The organism is Rhodoferax sp. (assembly GCF_030646845.1).
Classification (GTDB): domain Bacteria; phylum Pseudomonadota; class Gammaproteobacteria; order Burkholderiales; family Burkholderiaceae_C; genus Rhodoferax.
Map to the genome: position 1 here is coordinate 1 of NZ_JAUSLE010000005.1, position 20,059 is coordinate 20,059.

Annotated in this window: 20 protein-coding genes; 11 read left to right on the forward strand and 9 right to left on the reverse strand. The window is 61.8% G+C overall.

Going from position 1 to position 20,059, the window contains the following annotated elements:
- Positions 1-548, forward strand: a 548-nt coding sequence (locus Q7T10_RS01565; RefSeq protein WP_304745177.1) for a DeoR/GlpR family DNA-binding transcription regulator, incomplete at its 5' end; no start/stop codon positions are given.
- Between the two features lie 113 nt (positions 549-661).
- On the opposite strand, the gene Q7T10_RS01570 is transcribed toward Q7T10_RS01565, so the two are convergent.
- The 3 genes from Q7T10_RS01570 to Q7T10_RS01580 all read right to left on the reverse strand — a co-directional run bounded on the left by Q7T10_RS01570 (position 662) and on the right by Q7T10_RS01580 (position 2,104).
- The gene (locus tag Q7T10_RS01570) at positions 662-1,219 is read right to left on the reverse strand and encodes a hypothetical protein (RefSeq protein ID WP_304745179.1); all 558 of its coding nucleotides are present in this window, start codon (positions 1,217-1,219) and stop codon (positions 662-664) included.
- Between the two features lie 240 nt (positions 1,220-1,459).
- Complete coding sequence (locus Q7T10_RS01575; RefSeq protein WP_304745181.1) at positions 1,460-1,810, reverse strand: hypothetical protein; 351 nt, start codon at positions 1,808-1,810, stop codon at positions 1,460-1,462.
- Positions 1,811-1,834: 24 nt separating this feature from the next.
- Positions 1,835-2,104 (reverse strand): hypothetical protein, encoded by a 270-nt coding sequence (locus Q7T10_RS01580; RefSeq protein WP_304745183.1) that lies wholly within the window; start codon positions 2,102-2,104, stop codon positions 1,835-1,837.
- 275 nt (positions 2,105-2,379) lie between these two features.
- Here Q7T10_RS01580 and Q7T10_RS01585 point away from each other — a divergent pair, with 275 nt between their 5' ends.
- Together Q7T10_RS01585 and Q7T10_RS01590 are read left to right on the forward strand one after the other, a co-directional pair.
- Complete coding sequence (locus tag Q7T10_RS01585; RefSeq protein ID WP_304745185.1) at positions 2,380-2,865, forward strand: tetratricopeptide repeat protein; 486 nt, start codon at positions 2,380-2,382, stop codon at positions 2,863-2,865.
- A gap of 90 nt (positions 2,866-2,955) precedes the next feature.
- A complete protein-coding gene (locus Q7T10_RS01590) occupies positions 2,956-4,026 on the forward strand; it encodes an MBL fold metallo-hydrolase (RefSeq protein WP_304745187.1) in 1,071 nt (356 codons plus the stop codon).
- A 43-nt stretch (positions 4,027-4,069) separates the two neighbouring features.
- Here Q7T10_RS01590 and Q7T10_RS01595 read toward each other — a convergent pair whose 3' ends face one another.
- Positions 4,070-4,984: a LysR family transcriptional regulator gene (locus Q7T10_RS01595; RefSeq protein WP_304745189.1), complete on the reverse strand. Its 915-nt coding sequence runs from the start codon at positions 4,982-4,984 to the stop codon at positions 4,070-4,072.
- Positions 4,985-5,073: 89 nt separating this feature from the next.
- Between Q7T10_RS01595 and Q7T10_RS01600 the strand changes: the two genes are divergently transcribed.
- From Q7T10_RS01600 to Q7T10_RS01630, 7 genes are all read left to right on the forward strand, one after another.
- Positions 5,074-7,227 carry an indolepyruvate ferredoxin oxidoreductase subunit alpha gene (locus Q7T10_RS01600; RefSeq protein WP_304745191.1) on the forward strand — a complete coding sequence of 718 codons (2,154 nt, stop codon included), beginning with the start codon at positions 5,074-5,076 and terminating at the stop codon, positions 7,225-7,227.
- A 15-nt stretch (positions 7,228-7,242) separates the two neighbouring features.
- A complete protein-coding gene (locus Q7T10_RS01605; RefSeq protein WP_304745193.1) occupies positions 7,243-8,856 on the forward strand; it encodes an indolepyruvate oxidoreductase subunit beta family protein in 1,614 nt (537 codons plus the stop codon).
- A gap of 43 nt (positions 8,857-8,899) precedes the next feature.
- Entirely contained in the window at positions 8,900-9,901 is a 1,002-nt protein-coding gene (locus Q7T10_RS01610; protein WP_304745195.1) for a tripartite tricarboxylate transporter substrate binding protein, read from the forward strand.
- A complete protein-coding gene (locus Q7T10_RS01615; protein ID WP_304745197.1) occupies positions 9,894-10,322 on the forward strand; it encodes a thioesterase family protein in 429 nt (142 codons plus the stop codon). The genes Q7T10_RS01610 and Q7T10_RS01615 overlap by 8 nt, the downstream gene beginning before the upstream one ends.
- Positions 10,323-10,437: 115 nt before the next feature.
- A complete protein-coding gene (locus Q7T10_RS01620; RefSeq protein WP_304745199.1) occupies positions 10,438-10,668 on the forward strand; it encodes a hypothetical protein in 231 nt (76 codons plus the stop codon).
- A gap of 221 nt (positions 10,669-10,889) precedes the next feature.
- The gene (locus tag Q7T10_RS01625) at positions 10,890-11,543 is read left to right on the forward strand and encodes a YdcF family protein (RefSeq protein WP_304745202.1); all 654 of its coding nucleotides are present in this window, start codon (positions 10,890-10,892) and stop codon (positions 11,541-11,543) included.
- A gap of 47 nt (positions 11,544-11,590) precedes the next feature.
- Positions 11,591-13,195, forward strand: a complete 1,605-nt coding sequence (locus Q7T10_RS01630) for a diguanylate cyclase (RefSeq protein ID WP_304745205.1) — start codon at positions 11,591-11,593, stop codon at positions 13,193-13,195.
- Here Q7T10_RS01630 and Q7T10_RS01635 read toward each other — a convergent pair.
- Complete coding sequence (locus Q7T10_RS01635; protein ID WP_304745207.1) at positions 13,182-14,501, reverse strand: hemolysin family protein; 1,320 nt, start codon at positions 14,499-14,501, stop codon at positions 13,182-13,184. The genes Q7T10_RS01630 and Q7T10_RS01635 overlap by 14 nt on opposite strands.
- 24 nt (positions 14,502-14,525) lie before the next feature.
- Here Q7T10_RS01635 and Q7T10_RS01640 point away from each other — a divergent pair, with 24 nt between their 5' ends.
- Positions 14,526-15,380, forward strand: a complete 855-nt coding sequence (locus tag Q7T10_RS01640; RefSeq protein ID WP_304745209.1) for a symmetrical bis(5'-nucleosyl)-tetraphosphatase — start codon at positions 14,526-14,528, stop codon at positions 15,378-15,380.
- Positions 15,381-15,427: 47 nt separating this feature from the next.
- On the opposite strand, the gene Q7T10_RS01645 is transcribed toward Q7T10_RS01640, so the two are convergent.
- The 4 genes from Q7T10_RS01645 to guaD all read right to left on the reverse strand — a co-directional run bounded on the left by Q7T10_RS01645 (position 15,428) and on the right by guaD (position 20,001).
- On the reverse strand, positions 15,428-16,915 hold the full coding sequence (locus tag Q7T10_RS01645; RefSeq protein ID WP_304745212.1) for a DEAD/DEAH box helicase: 1,488 nt from the start codon (positions 16,913-16,915) through the stop codon (positions 15,428-15,430).
- 124 nt (positions 16,916-17,039) lie between these two features.
- On the reverse strand, positions 17,040-17,897 hold the full coding sequence (locus Q7T10_RS01650; RefSeq protein WP_304745214.1) for a neutral zinc metallopeptidase: 858 nt from the start codon (positions 17,895-17,897) through the stop codon (positions 17,040-17,042).
- 53 nt (positions 17,898-17,950) lie between these two features.
- Complete coding sequence (gene dcd / locus Q7T10_RS01655; RefSeq protein WP_304745216.1) at positions 17,951-18,517, reverse strand: dCTP deaminase; 567 nt, start codon at positions 18,515-18,517, stop codon at positions 17,951-17,953.
- Positions 18,518-18,663: 146 nt separating this feature from the next.
- Complete coding sequence (guaD, locus tag Q7T10_RS01660) at positions 18,664-20,001, reverse strand: guanine deaminase (protein ID WP_304745218.1); 1,338 nt, start codon at positions 19,999-20,001, stop codon at positions 18,664-18,666.
- Positions 20,002-20,059 lie beyond the last annotated feature (58 nt).

The window sequence follows — 20,059 nt, forward strand, 5'->3', positions numbered from 1 at the left end:
AGCGGGCGATTGCTGAGTTGGCTGCGCAGCATGTTTCCGATGGCGACTGCATTTTGGTCAATGCCGGCACGACCTCACGGCATTTTGCGGAGGCCTTGCGCGGCCATCACAATCTGCATGTCGTGACCAATGGCTTGACGGTTGCGATGGAGTTCGCCAGAAGCCAGAACGCATCCGTTTATCTTTTACCAGGCACTGTTGACTTCAAGAAAATGGCCTCGGTTTGTCGTCCAGCGCCGGGCACATTTGACGACATCACAGTACGTGCGGCGTTTCTCGGCGTCAATGGCATCTCGCCTTCCGCTGGTATCTCCATGCTGTCCCCGGAGGAAGCCGCGATGAACCGGGCCTTCATGGAAGCAGCCCAGACAGTCACTGTCTTGGTGGACTCATCGAAGTTCCACTCTCAGGCCATTTTCCGGATTGCCCATCTGGACAAAGTGACGCGCATCATCACGGATGCGGGCATCGACCAGGACATTCGTGAGGCGCTTGAAAAGTTGGATGTCGAGGTGCTCATAGCTTCACCGGATGATGCTTCGCCTTGAGGTAGCCGCCTCGCGTTTAACGACCTGGTAGGGCGCATCAATTGCCTCTGTGGCCGTGGGTCTATTTGTATTTATATACGCACATTCAGTGACTGCGGGCACTGGTTCAAGCTTCAAGGAAGTCTTTTCCATGTCACTTCTGCAGATTCAATATTCTGCGTATCGCTGTCGAACCAAGTGGCTTGACCGAGCATAGACATGCGATCAGGGTCCACAATTAACTGAACCATGCCCGTTCCATTTATGCTTCCTTGCTGCCCCGGCACCGCGTTCTGACTGGTCTTCACATAAGACCCGAAAACCATGTTGTTGTTGACCGTGAGGGAATAGATAAATGTCCGCGGATCGATGTTGGTAACACCACTTCCCGTCACCGTATTTCCTAATTGGGCAAGTTTCACCACTTCCACTATCGTCCTTGGAATGGTGACCGCACCAGGCGTTGGTTCGTCGCAGGTGTGCTGCCAAGTCCCGCTCAGATCAAAACGGGTCTTGTCTACTCGGTGCAGAAGCCTGCTCAATTTCTTAAGGAGCCAGCGGCTAAACGTAGGCGAAAAGAAATTGACCAATAGGCCCAAGGCAAATGCTACCGCGGTAGTCAGAAGCCAGCCTAAGGCCCCCAATATTGATGCCATTGCACGCGCCCCGTTGTTATTAATTGCGTTGGACATCTTACGTTACAGCCAGATACTTCCGCAGGCGCATGAAAGCCACAGATTCTTGCATCTAGCCCGTTGCAGTGCGTTGCACCATGCCTTCGTGTTCGTCTGCAATGGCTTGCCCTCGTAGGTAAAACCATCGGCCAAATGATCGCCCTGCAGCCGTTCCAATACATCCAGGCCCACTCGTTTCAGGCTTTCTGCACCGGTGCCGAGTAGCCGCTACTCGCCGCTGGCCCAGTTCCCGACAAGTTACTTGCGCAAGGCTTCCATACTCTTGCGCGCAAGTGATTGCAGCGCCAGCGACTGGGCGGCGCCTACGGGGGCGTAGCCGACACCAAGGACCAGATCGCTGGAGTCGCCGGCTGGCCAGGCAGGACAGACGCGAAAGAAAATCACGAGTTCTTCTGTTTTGACCAGGTAGCTCTCCCGCCGCGCGTGCCCCCGAGCGAGCTTGGCCCGGCAGCTTGCCAACACCTCGCAGTTTTGCGGAACCGCGCCTTGGGGCAGCTTGAGCACCTCGAACGACCCGCCTTTGTCAGGGCGACAGCCACTCACTACGCCGGACGGGAATATATGGACCAGGGTGTCCTGAATATTCATGAAGCCGGCTCGATGGCAAACGGACTAGGCGCCAACAGCATTGATGCTCGTGCGGGCATACGCCTGGAGGTCCTGTGCGCGTGTGTTGTCCGCCAGCGCGCAGGTGTGGCCCATCACAAACTCGGCGTAACCGCGGTCGGGATGGGCAATGCAGATGTGAGAGAAAAACACAAAGTCATCCGTTTTTTCCAGCACGCTTTCTCGACGCTGGAGCGCAACGGTGCGCCGGGTCTGGCCGCTGGCCAGCACCTTGCAGTGCTGGGGCACCGTGCCTTGCAGCAACCCGCGGCGCACTCTGCGCCAGCCAAAAGAAAACCCAGCGGATTAGGCTGGGTTAAACCCTTTCGGGCCCGCCGGGGTAAGAAGCGGGGGGTGCTACGAGACCCGTTTCAAATGTAATGCTCACCGCACGGCGCCGTCCGTGCGCCACCGCACGGAGCAGCGGTTTATTCGGCGCGACGTCCATCAACTTTGGGGATAGACGCCGAATGAACGCTGCACCACAATGCAGCACGCTGTCGTTCAAGCGGCAGGGGATCTCGACCACAAGATTTGACCAAAGGTAGGCAATGAAGCGATTTCTGATCGTCGCAATGACCGTGCTGGCGCTGGGCCTTGGTACGACGCGGGCGGGTCCGGCTGCAGGCCCGGAGGCAACCCAGGAACAGGGTGACCCTGCCAATGAACTGAAGGTATTGCGTCCAATGGCAGCACAGGGGCACGCAACGGCTCAATTCAACCTTGGCGTGATGCATGACTTTGGACGGGGCGTCGCGCAGGACTATGGCGAGGCGGTCAAGTGGTACCGGCTGGCCGCAGCGCAGGGCCATCCGGCGGCGCAATTCAATCTGGCCGGCATGTACCTCGACGGGCTGGGCGTGGCGCAAGACCATGTTCGCGCGTACATGTGGTTCGCGCTTGGCGCGGGGGCCGGCTACCCAGGCGCGGCAAAGAACCGCAACAGCATTGCACGGCAAATGACGCCCGGGCAAATTGCACAGGCGCAGCAGTTGGCGCTTGACTGCCAGCAGCGCCAATTCAAGGACTGCGACTGAGGGTGGCTTGATCCAGCGCCACATGGCGGTTAACGGGGCGTCAGCAGTACCATTGCCGCTCTGACAGATTCTTGCGAAAAGCCACCGACCATGACTGAAACCTTGCCGCAACGAGAACGGCATGAGAAGCCCACCCTCATCTATCCGTTTGAGGCACCGCCGGCGGTTGGCCGCGTGCTGGAAGTTGCCCCTGGCGTGGTCTGGATGCGCATGCCGCTGCCCATGGCGCTCAATCACATCAACATCTGGGGCCTTGAAGACGACGATGGCTGGGCGGTGGTTGACACCGGCATGCGCACCGACGAAACCTTGGCGGCGTGGCGCGAACTTTTTGCCACGGCGGCGGAACAGCGTCCGCTGACCCGGATCTTCGGCACCCACATGCACCCGGACCATATCGGCATGGCGGGCTGGCTGACGCGCAAGTTCAACTGTCGCTTGTGGATGACCCAGCTTGAATACCTGAACTGCCGCGTGCTGACAGCAGACACGGGCCGCGAAGCGCCCGACGATGGCGTCATGTTCTACCGCAGGGCGGGCTGGAGCAGTGGGGCCATTGAGAATTACCAGGCCCGCTTTGGCAACTTTGGCAAGCGCATTCACCCCCTGCCCGAGAGCTATCGTCGCATCAAGGACGGTGAAGAGATCAGGATCGGCGCGAACACATGGCGCGTCATCGTCGGCACAGGCCATTCGCCTGAGCATGCCTGCCTGTATTGCGCCGACCTGAAATTGCTGATCTCGGGCGACCAGGTGCTGCCCCGCATCTCCTCCAATGTCTCGGTCCACCCCACCGAGCCGGACGCCGACCCCATGCGGGAGTGGCTGGAGTCACTGGCCAAGTTGAAGCGCGAGGTGCCCGATGACGTGCTGGTCTTGCCATCCCACAACGACTGCTTTCGCGGCCTGCACGCCCGGCTGGACTACCTGGCGGCGTCGCAGGAGCGCACGCTGGACCGCCTGCGCAAGACGCTGCGGGAACCCAGACGCGCCGTGGACGTGTTTGCCGCCCTGTTTGGCCGCAGCATCGACGAGACCGACGCTGGCCTGCTGAACCTGGCCACCGGCGAGAGCCTGGCCTGCCTGAACTACCTGATGCACCGTGGCGAGGTTCTTCGGGCGCTGGATGACACGGGTGTGGCCAGGTATCAGCTGGCCTGACGCTGGCGCAGGCGTTGCGCTGCGCCATGAGAAGGCAAGGTGTCTATGACTCCACGAACAGGGACGACAGGGTCTGCAGCATCCAGTGGTTGCCAGGGTCCGATTCAAATCGCTTGCTCCAGTGCAGGGACACCGTGAAGTCGCGCAACGGGAACGCGGGCTCAATGATGGCGTAGCCGCCTCCCTCTGCAAATCCGCGCGCAATATTGCGCGGCATGACCACCGCCAGGTCGGTGGCGCGAACAATCGCGGGCAGCACCATGAAATGTTCGGTGGTGAGGCGCAGGCGGTCTTCGAGTTGCAGCAGCTGCAAAATCCGCAGCGTGTCTGAATGGGTTCTGACCGCGACAAATTCGAGTTGCCGCAAATCCTCCAGCAAGGCGGTGCCACTTCTTTTGCGCCGGTTGAACTTCAGCACAAAGGGGTGCCCGGCGCGTAGCAAGACCACATAGCGGTCCTTCAGGAGCTGCACGCGCTGCGTCTCCTTGACCGTGGGCAGGAAGCCAATGGCAAAGTCGATGCGGCCGCTGTCCAGCGCGTCGCCAATCGTATTGGCCGACAGCGCGGATGTCTCCACCCGCACACCGGGCGCGCATTCGCGCAAGGCCATCATCAGCGCCGGCAAAAAGCGGCTCTCGCCAATGTCGCTCATGTGGATGCGAAAGGTCTTGCGCGACTGCAGCGGCTCAAACTGAACCGACTCGTTGAACGCCTGCTCGATGGTGCTCAGGGCACTGCGCACCGCGTCCGCCAGCCGGTCTGCCTTGGGGCTGGGCTGCACCCCGCCGGGCGCGCGCATGAACAGCGGGTCCTTGACCAGCAGGCGCAAGCGCGTCAGGCCCTGGCTGACGGCCGGCTGGGTCAGGTCCAGCAGTTCGGCGGCCCGGCTGACATTGCGCGTGCGGTAGACCGCATCAAACAGGCGCAGCAGGTTGAGGTCGATGTCCTTGATATGCATAAATCTAATATTGAATAGTTTAATTATTTTATTGATTGATGACCAGATCGCAACGACACTGCTCGAATATAAAAATACAGGGGCGACGCGTGGAAGTTTCATTCACCAAGGAAATCAAGTCTTTGGCACTGGGCACTGGCGACACCTTCCATGGCGAGGGCATTCTGGCCATCACCAAGGCCTTGCTGCAATCGGGCGTGGCCTATGTGGGTGGCTACCAGGGCGCACCCGTCTCTCATTTGCTGGATGTGATGGTGCAGGCCAAGCCCTATATGGACGAACTCGGCGTGCACGTGGAGGCCTGCTCCAACGAAGCCTCGGCGGCGGCCATGCTCGGCGCCTCCATCCATTACCCGCTGCGCGGCGCCGTGACGTGGAAATCGATTGTGGGCACCAATGTGGCGGCCGACGCGCTGAGCAACCTGTCCAGCCCCGGTGTGAAGGGCGGCGTGCTCATCATCGTGGGCGAGGACTACGGCGAAGGCGCGAGCGTGATCCAGGAGCGTACACACGCCTATGCGCTCAAGTCCACCATGTGCCTGCTGGACCCGCGGCCCGAGCTGGGGCGCATGGTGGATATGGTGGAACACGGCTTTCGGCTTTCGGAGGCCTCCAGCATGCCCGCCATTCTGGAGCTGCGCATTCGCGCCTGCCACGTGCGCGGCAGCTTCGAGTGCAAAGACAACGTGGCACCGGCGTTCTCCACCAAGCACCTGATGGATGAGCCAGCCGGTTTTGACTACATGCGCCTGGCTCACCCGCCCGTCACCTTCCGCCATGAAAAGCTCAAGGGTGAAGAGCGCGTGCCCGCGGCGCGCCAGTACATTGTGGACAACGAACTCAATGAGCTGTTTCCCGGCAAACACGCGGATGTTGGCATCATCGTTCAGGGCGGCCTGTACAACACGCTGATCCGCGCGCTGCAGCAGTTCGGTCTGGCCGATGCGTTTGGGCAAACCGATATCCCGCTGCTGGTGCTCAACGTCACCTACCCGCTGGTGCCCGCGCAACTCGGCGAGTTTTGCCTGGGCAAACGGGCGGTACTGATGATGGAGGAAGGCCAGCCCGAGTACATCGAGCAGGAACTCGCCACGACGCTACGCCGTGCCGATATCCAGACGCCCCTGCACGGCAAAGACCTGCTGCCCCAGGCGGGCGAATACACCACCGAGGTGATGGCGGCTGGCCTGGCCAAATTTCTGCAGCGCTACCTGCCGCAGCACACGCCAGAGTCGACGCTGCAATGGCTCTCTGGCAACCGGGAGCGCCGCGAGGCGGTGGCCAGGTCGCTGCCCACGCCCCTGCCCGCCCGCCCGCCCAGCATGTGCATCGGCTGCCCCGAGCGCCCTGTTTTCTCAGCGCTCAAGCTGGCGCAACAGGACGTGGGCGACGTGCATATTTCAGGCGATATTGGCTGCCACGCGCTGGCCACGTTCGAGCCGTTTTCGTTCGGGCATTCCATTCTGGGCTATGGCATGAGCCTGGCCAGCCGGGCGGGCGTGTCACCGATGATGAACCGGCGCGTGCTGTCCATCATGGGCGATGGCGGCTTCTGGCACAACGGCTTGCTCACCGGGGTGCAGAGCGCCCTGTTCAACAATGACGATGCCGTGCTGCTGATCTTCAAGAACGGCTACACCTCGGCCACCGGAACGCAGGAAATCATCTCAACGCCCCATGAGGACAGCAAGGCCAGCAGCGGCGACAAACAGCAAAGCCTGGTGCATCTGAACCAGACCATCGAGAACACGCTGACCGGCCTGGGCGTGAAGTGGATGCGCACCGTGAACACCTACGAGGTGGAAAAAATGCGCAGCACGCTGACTGAAGCCTTCACCACCGGCTTCAGTGGGCTAAAAGTCATCGTGGCCGAAGGCGAATGCCAGCTGGAGCGCCAGCGCCGCATCAAGCCCTGGCTGGCCGGCCTGCTCAAAAAAGGCAAGCGCGTGGTGCGCGTCAAGTACGGGGTGGACGAAGACGTGTGCAATGGCGACCACGCCTGCATTCGCCTCTCGGGCTGCCCCACGCTCACGCTGAAAGACAACCCGGACCCGTTGAAGGTCGATCCGGTGGCGACCGTGATTGACGGCTGCGTGGGCTGTGGCTTGTGTGGCTCCAATGCGCACGCGGCCACGCTGTGCCCCTCGTTCTACCGGGCCGAGGTCATCCAGAACCCGCGCTGGCATGAGCGGCTGCTGGCCACCTTGCGGCATGCGCTGGTACGGGCCTTGCAGCCGGCTTGAGAAATACTTGAACAAATGAACCAGACCCAACCCATCTCCCTGCTCCTGTGCGCCCTGGGCGGCGAAGGCGGCGGTGTCCTCAGCGAATGGCTGATCGACGTCGCCCGCCGCGCCGGCTTCGCGGCGCAGGCCACATCAATCCCGGGCGTAGCGCAACGCACCGGTGCCACCACGTATTACCTGGAAGTGTTCCCAGTTCCGGTCGCCGAGCTCGAGGGCAGGCGTCCGGTGTTCGGTCTGAATCCGCTTCCCGGACGGCTTGATGCCCTGGTCTCGTCGGAGTTGCTGGAAACGGCGCGCCAGATCGGGAACGGACTGGTATCAAACCAGCACACGCTGGTCATCACCTCATCGGCACGGGCCCTGACGACCATGGAAAAGATGGAGATCGGCGATGGACGCCGGCAAGAGGCCGGCCTGCTGCAACTGGTGCGGGAAAACAGCCGGGCGCACCATGTGCTGGACATGGCGGCACTGACGCGTGAGGCGGGCACCGTGGTGAGCGCAACCATGCTGGGCTGCATTGCCGGCAGCGGCCTGCTGCCCTTTCCCAGGGCCGATTTTGAGGCGGTCATTGGCGAGGGCGGCAGCCACGCGGGACCGAGCCTGCGCGGCTTCACACAAGGATTTGATGCCGTCGTAAAGCAGCGCGCACAAATTCGCGTGATCGAGGATTCGCTATCAAATTCAGAGCTACCTACGCCCATTACACGGGGGCTACCGGCCAATTTGGCATCAATATTCCCGCAAAGTGTGCATGACCTGCTGACCCTGGGCCATGCGCGCATGCTGGAGTACCAGGACGCGGCCTATGCCACGCGTTACGCCGAACGGCTCAAGCGCGTGCTGGCCGCCGAGCGCCACATCGACCCCGCTGGCGCCAACGGCTTCGCCACCACGCGCGAGATGGTGCGCTGGCTGGCGCTGTGGATGGCGTTTGACGACATCGTGCGGGTGGCGGACCTCAAGAGCCGGGCCAGCCGCTGGGAACGCGTGAAGGGCGAAGTCAAATCGAAGCCGGACGACTTGCTGATGGTGTACGACCACTTCAAGCCCGGCGCGACTGAACTGGCCGCGCTGCTGCCCACGGGCCTGGCCACCCGGCTGCTGAACTGGGACAGGCGCCGGGTCACACGCGGGAAGGAACCCTGGGCCATGCCGCTGAAGATCGGCACACACTCGGTCTTTGGCATGCTCTCGCTGCGCGTGCTGTCCAGCCTGAAATGGCTGCGTGTGCGCGGCAGCCGTTTCAGCCAGGAACAGGACACGATCGACCAGTGGCTGGATGCGGTGATTGCCGGCACCCAGGCCCACTGGCAGCTCGGCCATGAGATCGCGCTGTGCGGCCGACTGATCAAGGGCTATGGCGCCACCAACGAGCGAGGCAAGGAAAATCTGTTGCATGTGATCAACCATCTGGCCAAAGCGGCCCCGTTCAGCACGGATGCGGCGCGGGCCGAGGCAATTGCGGCGGCGCGCACTGCTGCGCTCTCCGACGAGGCCGGCAAGGCGCTGGACCAGGCACTGGTGCAACACGGTGCACCCGCCCGGCCGGTGAAAGCGCAACCCATACGCTGGGTGAAAACCCCGCCCGGCAGGCCCCCGGCACCGCTTCCCAAAAACGGCTGAAACCATCCACAATGACGCAAACCAATAACTCCAGGAGACAAAAATGACCCGTATTTCAAAGCAGAAGAGACTGATGATCCTCGCCGGTGGGGCACTGGTCGCCCTCAATTGGGCCCTGACACCGGCATTCGCCCAGAGCACCGGCGCCTGGCCCAGCAAACCGGTGCGGGTGATCGTGAGCTTTCCGCCCGGCGGTGCGGCGGACCAGATCGCGCGCATCATCTCGCAGCCCCTGCAGGAAGCCCTGGGCCAGCCGGTCGTGGTGGAAAACCGGGCGGGGGCCGGCGGCAACATCGGCGCCGACGCGGTGGCCAAGTCGCCGGCCGACGGCTATACGCTGCTGATGAGTTCCGGCGGCACGGTATCCATCAACCCCCACATTTACGCCCGCATGCCATTCGACCCAACCAAGGACATCGTCCCGGTTGCCGCAGCCGCGCGGGTATTGGTCTTTCTGGAGATCAATCCAACGAAGATTCCCGTCGCCAACATCAAGGAATTCCTGGCCCACCTGAAAGCCAACCCCGGCCGGCTGAGCTTTGGCACGCCGGGCAGCGGCAGCTCGCCGCATCTGGCGGCGGAGATGATGAAGGCACAGACCGGCACCTTTGCCACGCACATTCCCTATCGCGGCGCGGCGCCGGCCATGCAGGACTTGCTGGCCGGGCAGATCGACTTCATGTTTGACCCCGGTATCGGCTTGAACCATGTGCGCACCGGACGCCTGAAGATGCTTGCCGTGGGCAGCCCGAAGCGCTCACCACTTTTCCCGGATGTGCCGACGCTGGACGAGGCCGGCCTCAAAGGCTTTGACGCCGACAGCGTCTTCGGCTTCTATGCCCCGGCGGGCACTCCACCGGAGGTCATCAGCCGGCTCAATCGAGAGATCAACCGCATCCTGGGCACGCAGGCCGTGAAAGACCGGGTCGCGTCGCTGGGCGGCGAGGTGATGCCGCTGACGCCGGCCGAATTCGCGGCCAAGGCATCCAACGACTCCAAACGCTTTGGCGCTTTGATCAAAGAACGAAAGATCATCGGTGACTGAGGCCGCCAAAACCACCATCCATACCGTGCGCGTGGAGTTTGGCGACTGCGACCCCGCGCGCATTGTGTGGTTCCCCAATTTCTTTCGCTGGATCGACGCGGCCAGCCGCCACTTTTTTGTGACATGCGGCGTGCCTTCGTGGAGTGAGACCGAGAAGACGCTGGGCGTCATCGGCACACCTTTGGTGGATACCCATGCCCGCTTTGTGAAGACGGCCACCTACGGTGATGTGCTGCAGATTCACACTTCGGTGGCCGAGTGGCGCGAGAAGAGTTTTGTGCAGCGCTACCGGATCATGTGCGGGGCGGATCTGATCATGGAATGCGACGAAGTACGCATCTTTGCACAGCGCCGTGCGGGCAGCGACACCGCGATTCGTGCCGTGCCAATTCCACCGTCGATTCGCGCCTTGTGCGAGTGATGCAAGAAAAATATTCCCGGCAGCTCAACATCTGTTGCTAACATCCATGCAGGGGACGAAAAAATAGCAGCGCGCAGGACGACGTTGCGGCCATGGAGACGACATGGGAAGTGAAATGACCGGCATCGAATTACTGGTGGATAAGCTGGCCCTGGAGCAGGAACGGCTTCAGTTGCTGGAAAAAAAACGCGCGATTCAGCAGCATCCTGCAGGTGCCGAGCTGCGGGCTGTCGCCTTGCTGGTCGAAAAGCTCCGGCTCGAAAAAATGCGTGAAACACTGCTTCAACGCCAGAAGTTTGAGCACACCCAGCGGGCTCGCAGGTCGGGCTTCACGCGGGAGCTATAGTTCCAGCTTTCGTTCACGCCTGCCTGCCCGTCTGTTGAACCAGACGAGCCAGGTTATTGGCCTGCAGCAGGAGAAATGCCTGATGCTGCGATTTGACTGGCCCCATGTTTCTAGCTTCAAAATTACTTTCGTTTGTAACCCAGCCGTTGGCGTGGGTCGCTGTTCTGTTGCTCTGCGGGCTGCTGTGCATGCCTGTCCGGCGCAATTGGGGCAGGGGCTTGATGTCGGCTGCCCTTGCTGTGCTGCTGTTGCAGGGATGGCAACCCCTGCCGGATGTCTTGCTGCGCCAGCTGGAGGCACAGCACGCGGGGCCCACCCCCGGAACCTCCCTGCAGCAGTATGCGGGCGTCGTGCTGCTGGGCGGCGCACTGGAGCCCTCCTACATCTGGCAAGCACATGGCCAGCCCGCATTGAACGGCGCGGCCGAGCGCATGACGGTGCCGGTCGCACTGCTGCAGCAGCACCCTCATCTGCGTATTCTGTTCACTGGCGGTGAAGGTGACCTGTTTGCCAAGGGTTTGACGGAAGCTGACCGCGCCAGGATCTTCTTCGACAGCATGGGCGTATCGCCGCAACGGATACTGTATGAGTCTGCCTCGCACACCACGTATGAGAATGCGGTGTTCAGTGCCAAGGTACCGGGCGTGAACCCGGCGCAGCCGTGGCTCCTGCTGACTTCGGCCTCGCACATGCCGCGGGCCATGGCCACCTTTCGCAAGGCGGGCTGGAATGTCACACCGTATCCGGTGGACTTTCGCACCGGCACGCAGACGCCGTGGACGGAGTATTCACTGGCGGATGGCGCCAAAAGATGGCATCTGGTCTTGCATGAGTTGGCAGGCTTGCTGTCCTACCGGCTTGCCGGGCGCGCCTAGCCCTGGTGCTGGCACAATTCACTGCTTAACGTTCGGCCCAAATAAAGATGTCATGCCCACCCGCTGAACTGAAGAAGAAAAGCGACGAGCTTCGCGTCAAATGGGATGCCTTTATCGCATCACCCAGCTTTGGACCCTTCGTCGAATTCGCTGTCTGCCTGTCGAGCTTTTCCGAGTTTCTGAGCGGCAAAGGCCTGTCGGGGCTGCACCAGTTGTCCCATGGCCTGGAGCAGCAGGCCCTCTCCCTTTTTGACGAGGCTGCCAGGCAGCAGATACCGCCGGGCACGCTGGATGATTTGCGCAGCCAGGTGGAAGGCCTTGCCGCGCGCATCGACCGATTCATTGACAGCAACAGCCGCCCCGTTGCGGATCGCCGGGCACAGCCAGACGCAGCAACAGCGTCTGACCTGACCCCGACCCACCGCATCTGGCTGATTGGCAAGACGACCGACGAATGGCGCGCCCTGGTGACTCAGCTTGCCTACTTCGGCATCCAGGCCGAGGTGTACCCCTGGGACAATGTCCCAGCCCAGGCCAAGGAGCCGGCCATTTTGCTGCTGGACACGCAGGGAATCGTTCTTGAAGACGCGTGCCAGCACATCAAGGCCTTGCGCGCCCGCTTCTCTGCCAGCAAGCTGATTGCCTATCAGGTGGCGCCTGACTTCAATGCCATCAAGGCCGCCCTGGGTGCGGGTTGCGACTTCTGCTTTGCCGACGGCACGCCGCAACCGGTCATTCTGGCCAAGGTCATCGAACTGTGCAGCAATGAAGAAGAAGCGCCTTACCGCGTGCTGGTGGTCGAGGACTCGCTGACCGCCAGCAAGTCCATCCAGCGCACGCTGAAACAGAATGGCATTGAATCGCTCGCTGTGACCAGGCCGCACGAGGTGCTCACCGGACTGCGCAGCTTCGCGCCGGACCTGATCCTGATGGACATGTACATGCCGGACTGCACCGGTGTCGAAGCCACCCGGGTCATTCGCCAGCATGCCGAGTTTCTGTCTACCCCCGTTATCTACCTGTCCGGCGACGGTGATATCGCCCTGCAGGTGGACGCATTGCGGCTGGGCGGCGAACACTTCCTCACCAAGCCATTCAACCCGGTGTTTCTCAACGCCGTCGTCAAAAGCAAGATAGAACGTTACCGGGCACTGCGCCGCGCCATGCTGCACGACAGTCTCACAGGGCTGCTCAACCACGCGACCTCGAAGGAAAGACTGGCTGCGGCCGTCAATACGGCCAAAGGCGCCAACGGACCGCTGGCGGTGGCCATGATCGACATTGACCATTTCAAGAAGATCAACGACAACTATGGTCACCCAATGGGCGATCAGGTGATCAGAAGCCTGGCCTGGTTGCTCAAGCAACGTCTGCGCAAGACGGATATCGTGGGCCGCTACGGCGGCGAAGAGTTTCTGGTCGTCCTGCCGGGCTCCAATGCCGATCAGGCCTTCGACGTGCTCGACCGCATTCGCCGCGATTTCAGCCTCATCAAATACGCATTCAAGGACACCTGCTTCGAGGCGACTTTTTCCGCTGGCGTGTCACATTTCCCCGCCACGGCCTGCCCGCACGCGCTGATCAAGGATGCCGACGAAGCGCTCTACGACGCCAAGCACGGCGGTCGCAACTGCGTGATCACGCGCCGTTGAATCCGACCGAGCCCGGCCCTGCGAGCGGGATGGCGAGCACTTTGTCGATGCGCTTGCCGTCCAGGTCAACCACTTCAAACAGCCAGTCCGCGCATTCGATGCGCTCGCCGACTCCTGGAAGGTGGCCCGATACCGACATGAGCAGGCCGGCCACCGTGTTGTAACGGCCACGGTCTTCTTCAGGCAGATCATCCAGCTCCAGCCGGACCTTGAGCTCGCCCACCGGCATCAAACCATCGAGCAACCACGAACCATCGTCACGCCGCGTGGCCCAGGCATCAATCTGCGCGCCGGGCTGCAATTCACCGGTGATGGCCTCCAGCAGGTCCCGCGGTGTCAGCAAGCCCTGCACCACACCATACTCGTCGACCACGAGCACGAAGCGGCCGGCCTTGGCGCGAAACTGCTCCAGCAGTTCCATGCCACTCAGGGTCTCGGGTACAAAAGAAGCTGGCGTGGCGTAACCGTCTATCGTGCCCGGCGCGTCGGCGCCCAGTTCCAGCAGCCGCGCAATACTGATCACGCCCACCACGTCATCGAGCGAGCCCCGGCACACCGGATACCAGGAGTGCGCGCCTTTTCGACCGGCCGTGCCTGCCAGGGCCAGGCTTTGCGCTACGGTGTTGGTTGCCTCCAGCCATTCCACGTCCGTACGCGGGACCATCAGGGAGGTCAACGGCCGGTCATCCAGATGAAACACGTTTTGCACCATCTGGTGCTCGTGCTGCTCGATCAGGCCCGCATCAACCCCTTCTTCCAGACTCGCGGCGATCTCTTCCTCGGTTACCGCACGCGCCGCATTGATGTCAATGCGCAGCAACTTGAGAACCGCCGCAGTGGTGCCGGACAGCAGTCTCACAAATGGCTTGGCGCCAGTGGCCAGCCACAACATGGGGCGCGACACCCAGCGCGACACGGCCTCGGGGTGCAACTGGCCGATGCGCTTGGGCACCAATTCACCAAAAATAATGGTGGTGAAGGTGATCAGCGTGACCACGATGGCGGTGGCGGAAATGGCGGCTGCTTTCTCGGCAACACCGAAACCGTGCAGCCATGTGGCTACACCCTGGCTGAACGCGGCCTCGCCCACAATGCCATTGAGCACGCCAATGGAGGTGATGCCGACCTGCACCGTCGACAGGAATTGGTTGGGATTTGCCAGTAGCGTGAGCGCCGCCTGCGCCCCTTTGTCACCGCCGTCCGCCATGGCGCTGAGCCGGACCTTGCGGCTCGCGGCCAGCGCCAGCTCCGACATGGCAAACACACCATTGAGCAGGGTCAGAAAGACAATCAGCAGAAATTCCATGAATCAGCAGCGAGAATAAACACCATGGCACTTTACTTGATTGGCGACGTGCAGGGTTGCGATAGCGCCTTGCAGCGGCTGCTGGATGAAATTTCTTTCTCTGCGAGCCGCGACACGCTCTACCTGCTGGGTGATCTGGTCAACCGGGGACCGGACTCGGAAGGCGTGCTGCGCCGTCTGATGGGTTATGGCGCTTGCGCTCAATGCCTTCTGGGCAACCACGACCTGCATCTGCTGGCGGTTGCTCATGGGGTGCGCAAGCCGCACCACAACGACACGCTGGACGGTATTCTGCAGGCGCCGGACGGACCGGCGATGCTGGAGTGGCTGAGGGGGCAACGCATGGCGATTCTGAAGAAGATCGAGGGACATGAGGTACTCATGATCCACGCCGGCGTCCTGCCGGCGTGGTCAGCTACCAAAACGATAGCACTGGCTGGCGAGGTGGAGGCGGTGCTGCGTAGCCCGGACCTCGGCGCTTTTTTGCATGAAATGTATGGCAACGAGCCCGCGTTCTGGAGCGATACGCTGAGCGGCTCGGCGCGGCTGCGCGTGGTGGTGAACGCCCTCACCCGGCTGCGGTTTTGTGATGCCGACGGGCGGATGGAATTTTCCAGCACAGAAAGCGCCAACGCTGCGCCTGCGGGTTACCTGCCGTGGTTCGATGCGCCCGGACGGCAGACCGCCAGCATCACGGTGGCGTTCGGCCACTGGTCGACACTGGGCTGGCTGGAGCGCCACGACGTCCTGTCGCTGGACACGGGCTGTGTTTGGGGCGGTGCCTTAAGCGCCCTGCGCCTGGGCGGTGCCACCACCGGCACCACACTGGCTCAAGAACTCATCCAGGTGAAGTGCGAGCAGGCGCAGAAACCTGGCTGAAAAAAGCTGATGAACAACCCGGCGATTCCGCCGGGCCAGCGTTCATGTCACGACGTTGCTTCGGACTTGAACAGCGCTGCCACCCGGCGCTTGGGCTTGATGTTGGCTGAAATGCTGCGACCACCGGGCCGGGCCGCTGTGGCTTCCCAGGAAGGCGCAGCCTCTGTCACCGGAGCCGGTTCGTAGGGCTTGTCAAAGAAGGGGTCGCGCGACGCCGGGGCCGGACGCGAGTGGTCACGGCGGGGCGGACGATCCTGACGGGCGAACTGACCTTCGTGCGCCACGTCATGCATGGCACCTGAACGGTGACGAGCCGGACGGGAGTCGTCCTGCGCACCTTCGGCATACATGCGACGGCCGTCGTTGATGCGCCCCTGCTTGCGAATGTCAGGCACATCTTCATCAAACTCGACCGCTTCCAGTTCAATCTTGGTCTTGATGAGCTTTTCTATGTCGCCGATCAGACGGGCATCGCTCTTGGACACAAAAGTGACGGCCAGGCCTGCCGCCCCGGCACGCCCCGTGCGACCAATGCGGTGCACGTAGTCTTCTGCATTGAAAGGCACATCGAAGTTGAACACCGCAGGCACATCCTTGATGTCCAGCCCGCGCGCGGCCACGTCGGTACACACCAGCAAATCGACCTCGCCCTTTTTGAAGGAGTCGAGCGCCTTGAGACGCTCATCCTGGCTCTTGTCGCCATGCAGCGCCGTCGTTTTGAGGCCTTCATGCTCCAGCGAGCGTGCCAATCGGGCGCAGCCCAGTTTGCTGTTCACAAACACAAAGGCCTGCTTCATGCCGCGCTGTTTCAGAATCTGGTGCAGGGCGTGGCGTTTGTCCTCATCGCCCACGCTGTAGAAATGCTGCTCGACGGTGGACGCGGTGGCATTGGAACGAGCAACCTCAATCGTGATCGGGTCCTGCAGGTAGCTACTGGCCAGGCGCTTGATCTCCGACGAAAAGGTGGCCGAGAACAGCAGCGTGGTGCGCTGCTTGGGCAGGTAGCTCAGGATGCGCTGCAGATCGGGCAGGAAACCGATGTCCAGCATGCGGTCGGCCTCGTCCAGCACCACATACTCCACCTGGTTCAGCACGGCGTTCTTGGCTTCAATATGGTCCAGCAGGCGGCCGGGTGTGGCCACCAGGATTTCCACGCCCTTTTTCAGCTCGATGGTCTGGGGCTTCATGTCCATGCCACCAAACACCACGGCGCTGCGCAGCTGGGTGTATTTGGCGTAGGACTTGATGGCTTGTGCCACCTGGTCGGCCAGCTCACGCGTGGGCAACAGCACCAGGGCGCGCACGGGGTGGCGCGCGGGTGAAGTCGAACTGCTCTCATGCTTGAGCAGGCGCTGCAACAAAGGCAGGGCGAAGGCGGCAGTCTTGCCGGTGCCGGTTTGGGCGGCGCCCATCACATCGTGCCCTTGCAGGACGACAGGAATGGCCTGCGCCTGGATGGGGGTCATGGACTCGTAGCCCATCTCACTTACGGCGCGGGACAAAGGCGCAGCCAATTGCAGCTGGGCAAAGGCCATCGGTAAAGTGTCGGGAGTCAATTCAGAAGTCAAATCGGTCATTCATAGCCAAGGTCAGATGCTATCAATCCGATAGCTGGTGGCACCCCAAGGATTGGGGCAAACCCCTATTATCCACCATATATCACAATTGGGCGGCAGAAAACGTGTCGCAGCGCTTGACGCTGCCATTTTTCAAGCCATTGTCGAACCAGCGCTGGCGCTGCGCGCTGGTGCCATGGGTAAAGCGTTCAGGCACCACCGAGCGGCCGCTGGAGCGCTGCAGCGCATCGTCGCCGATCTTTGCGGCGGCGTTCATGGCCTCTTCCACGTCACCTTGCTCCAGCAATTGGCGCGCTGCCTGCGCATGGTTGGCCCAGACGCCGGCAAAGCAATCGGCCTGCAATTCCAGCCGTACGCTCAAGGCGTTGTATTCCGCCTGGCTGACGCGCCCGCGCATCTGGTCCATTTTGGTGGTGATACCCAGCAGATTCTGCACATGGTGGCCGACCTCATGGGCAATCACATAGGCCTGGGCAAAATCACCCGGCGCCCCCATCCGGGTTTTCAGCGTTTCATAGAAACCAAGGTCGATATAGACCTTTTGATCCTCCGGGCAATAGAACGGCCCCATCGCCGACTGCCCCTGCCCGCAACTGGTGGCGGTGGCACCGCGATACAGCACCAGTTTGGGTTCCTGGTAGGTCGCGCCGCCCTTTGTGAAGACGTCCTTCCAGACGTCTTCCGTGTCGCCCAGCACGGTGGCGACAAACTTCGCCATTTGGTCATCCGCCGGTGGTTTTTGAGCCACTTGCGCGGTCTGCGGCGCCGGGCTGCCGCCAGTGAGCAGGTCGAGCACCGTCATGGGGTTGATGCCCAGAAAGTAGGAGACGACCAGCGCAATGGCAATCGACCCGATGCCAATGCTGCGCCCGCCCAAGCCCCCACCGCTGGCACGCCGGTCTTCCACATTGTCCGATTCGCGATTACCTTCCCACTTCATGGCATGACTCCTGGTGAATTGCTATGGCGTTGCCCAGGCGCGCCGAAACAGGCTCATGCCTTCGGCAGCGTTACGCCAACTTGACCCTGGTACTTCCCGCCCCGGTCCTTGTACGAGGTCTCGCAGACTTCGTCGCTCTCGAAGAACAGCACCTGCGCGCAGCCTTCGCCAGCATAAATTTTGGCCGGCAGCGGCGTGGTGTTGCTGAACTCCAGCGTCACGTAGCCCTCCCATTCGGGCTCGAAAGGCGTCACGTTGACGATGATGCCGCAGCGGGCGTAGGTGCTTTTGCCCAGGCAGATGGTGAGCACGTTGCGCGGAATGCGGAAGTACTCCATGGTGCGCGCGAGCGCGAAGCTGTTGGGCGGGATGATGCAGCTGTCGCCGTGAAAATCGACAAAGCTTTTCTCGTCAAAGTTCTTCGGGTCCACCACCGTGCTGTGGATGTTGGTGAAGACCTTGAACTCAGGCGCGCAGCGAATGTCATACCCATAGCTGCTGGTGCCATAACTGATGATCTTGTGGCCGTCGCGCTCGCGAACCTGGCGCGGCTCGAAGGGCTCGATCATGCCGGTGGTTTCGGCCATGTGGCGAATCCATTTGTCACTCTTGATAGTCATGGGAACGAAACTCCTTGGTTTGACCAATTGTAAGCAGGCCCACCCCCCGCGAAGCAGGCGCCATCAACCACCCGAGGCAGTTCAAAGAAGCTCCTAATTTGATAGCTACTAACGCAATACCGGCGAGGACTAGCGGCACAAAAGGCTTAAAGTATTTGCGAGATCACGGTCTTCTCCACCAGACGGTCATCGCCCAGCACGATCATGGCAAACAGCAGCTCGTCCAGACTGTTGGCGCTGGCGGTGCGGCGCGCCAGCAGCGGCGTTGCCTGCGGGTTCAGGACCACAAAATCGGCCTCGCAGCCCGCTTGCAGATTACCCACGGCCGGTCGTCCACGTTGACCATCCAGCCCAAGGGCCTGCGCCGCCCCGGCGGTGTGTTGCCACCACAGGTGCTGCGGCGCCAGTGACCGGCCCGGTTTGGTCTGCCCTTCACGTCCCACGTAGTAAGCCGCCAGCATGGTGTGAAACGGACTGAAACTGGTACCGCCGCCCACATCGCTGGCCAGACCGTACTGGAAGCCGATGCGGTCCGCGCTTGCGTAATCAAAGAAACCGCTGCCCAGAAACAGATTGCTGGTCGGGCAGACGGCCGCCGCTGTACCGGTGTCGCGCATCAGCGCACGGTCATCGTCATCGAAGTGGATGCAATGGGCGTAGATGGCGCGCTCCCGCATCAGGCCAAAATCGGCGTAGGTGGACAGGTAGCTGCGCGACTGCGGAAACAGCTCGCGCGCCCATTTGATTTCGTCCTTGTTTTCAGCCACATGCGACTGGATCCACACATCCGGATACCTGGCGGCCAGCTCCCCCGCTCCGCGCAACTGGGCGTCGCTGCAACTGGGCGCAAAACGCGGGGTGATCGCGTAACCCAGACGCCCCTTGCCGTGCCACTTCTGCAGCAAGGCCTCGGAGTCGATCAGGCTTTGCTCTGTGGCGTCAGCAACACCGTTGGGCGCGGCGCGATTGAGCACATCGGCCGGAGCATTGCGGTCCATCAGGCACAGCCCGGTGATCAGCCGCAGGCGCCGACGCCGCGCCTCGGTGAACAGGGCATCCACTGATTCGGTGTGCGAGGTGGCGAACGCCAGCGCGGTGGTGACCCCATTGCGCAGCAGTTCCGCTATGAAAAACGTAGCTGCTTGCCCACTGTATTCGGGGGCCGCGAAGCGTTTCTCTTCAGGGAATGTGTAGTTCTCGAGCCACGGCAGCAAGCCGTCGGCCGGCGAGCCAATGACGTTGGCCTGCGGGAAGTGGATATGCATGTCCACAAAACCGGGGGCAATGATGCGCCCTGGCAGATGCTCAAGCGCCACCGCCGGAAACCTGTCCCGCAGGTCGCGGTACGGCCCGACCGCCTGCACCACCTGGGTGCCGTTGACATCCGGCCCCACCACCAGCAGGCCATCTTCTTCGAAAACAGCGGCGCGATGCGGCTCGCGGTCAGGGGCAAAGCGGAGGATGGCGGCGCGATAAGCTTTCATAACAAAGAAGCTTACCGCGTCACCCCGCACCGACCCATACACGTTGCCGAATAAGGGC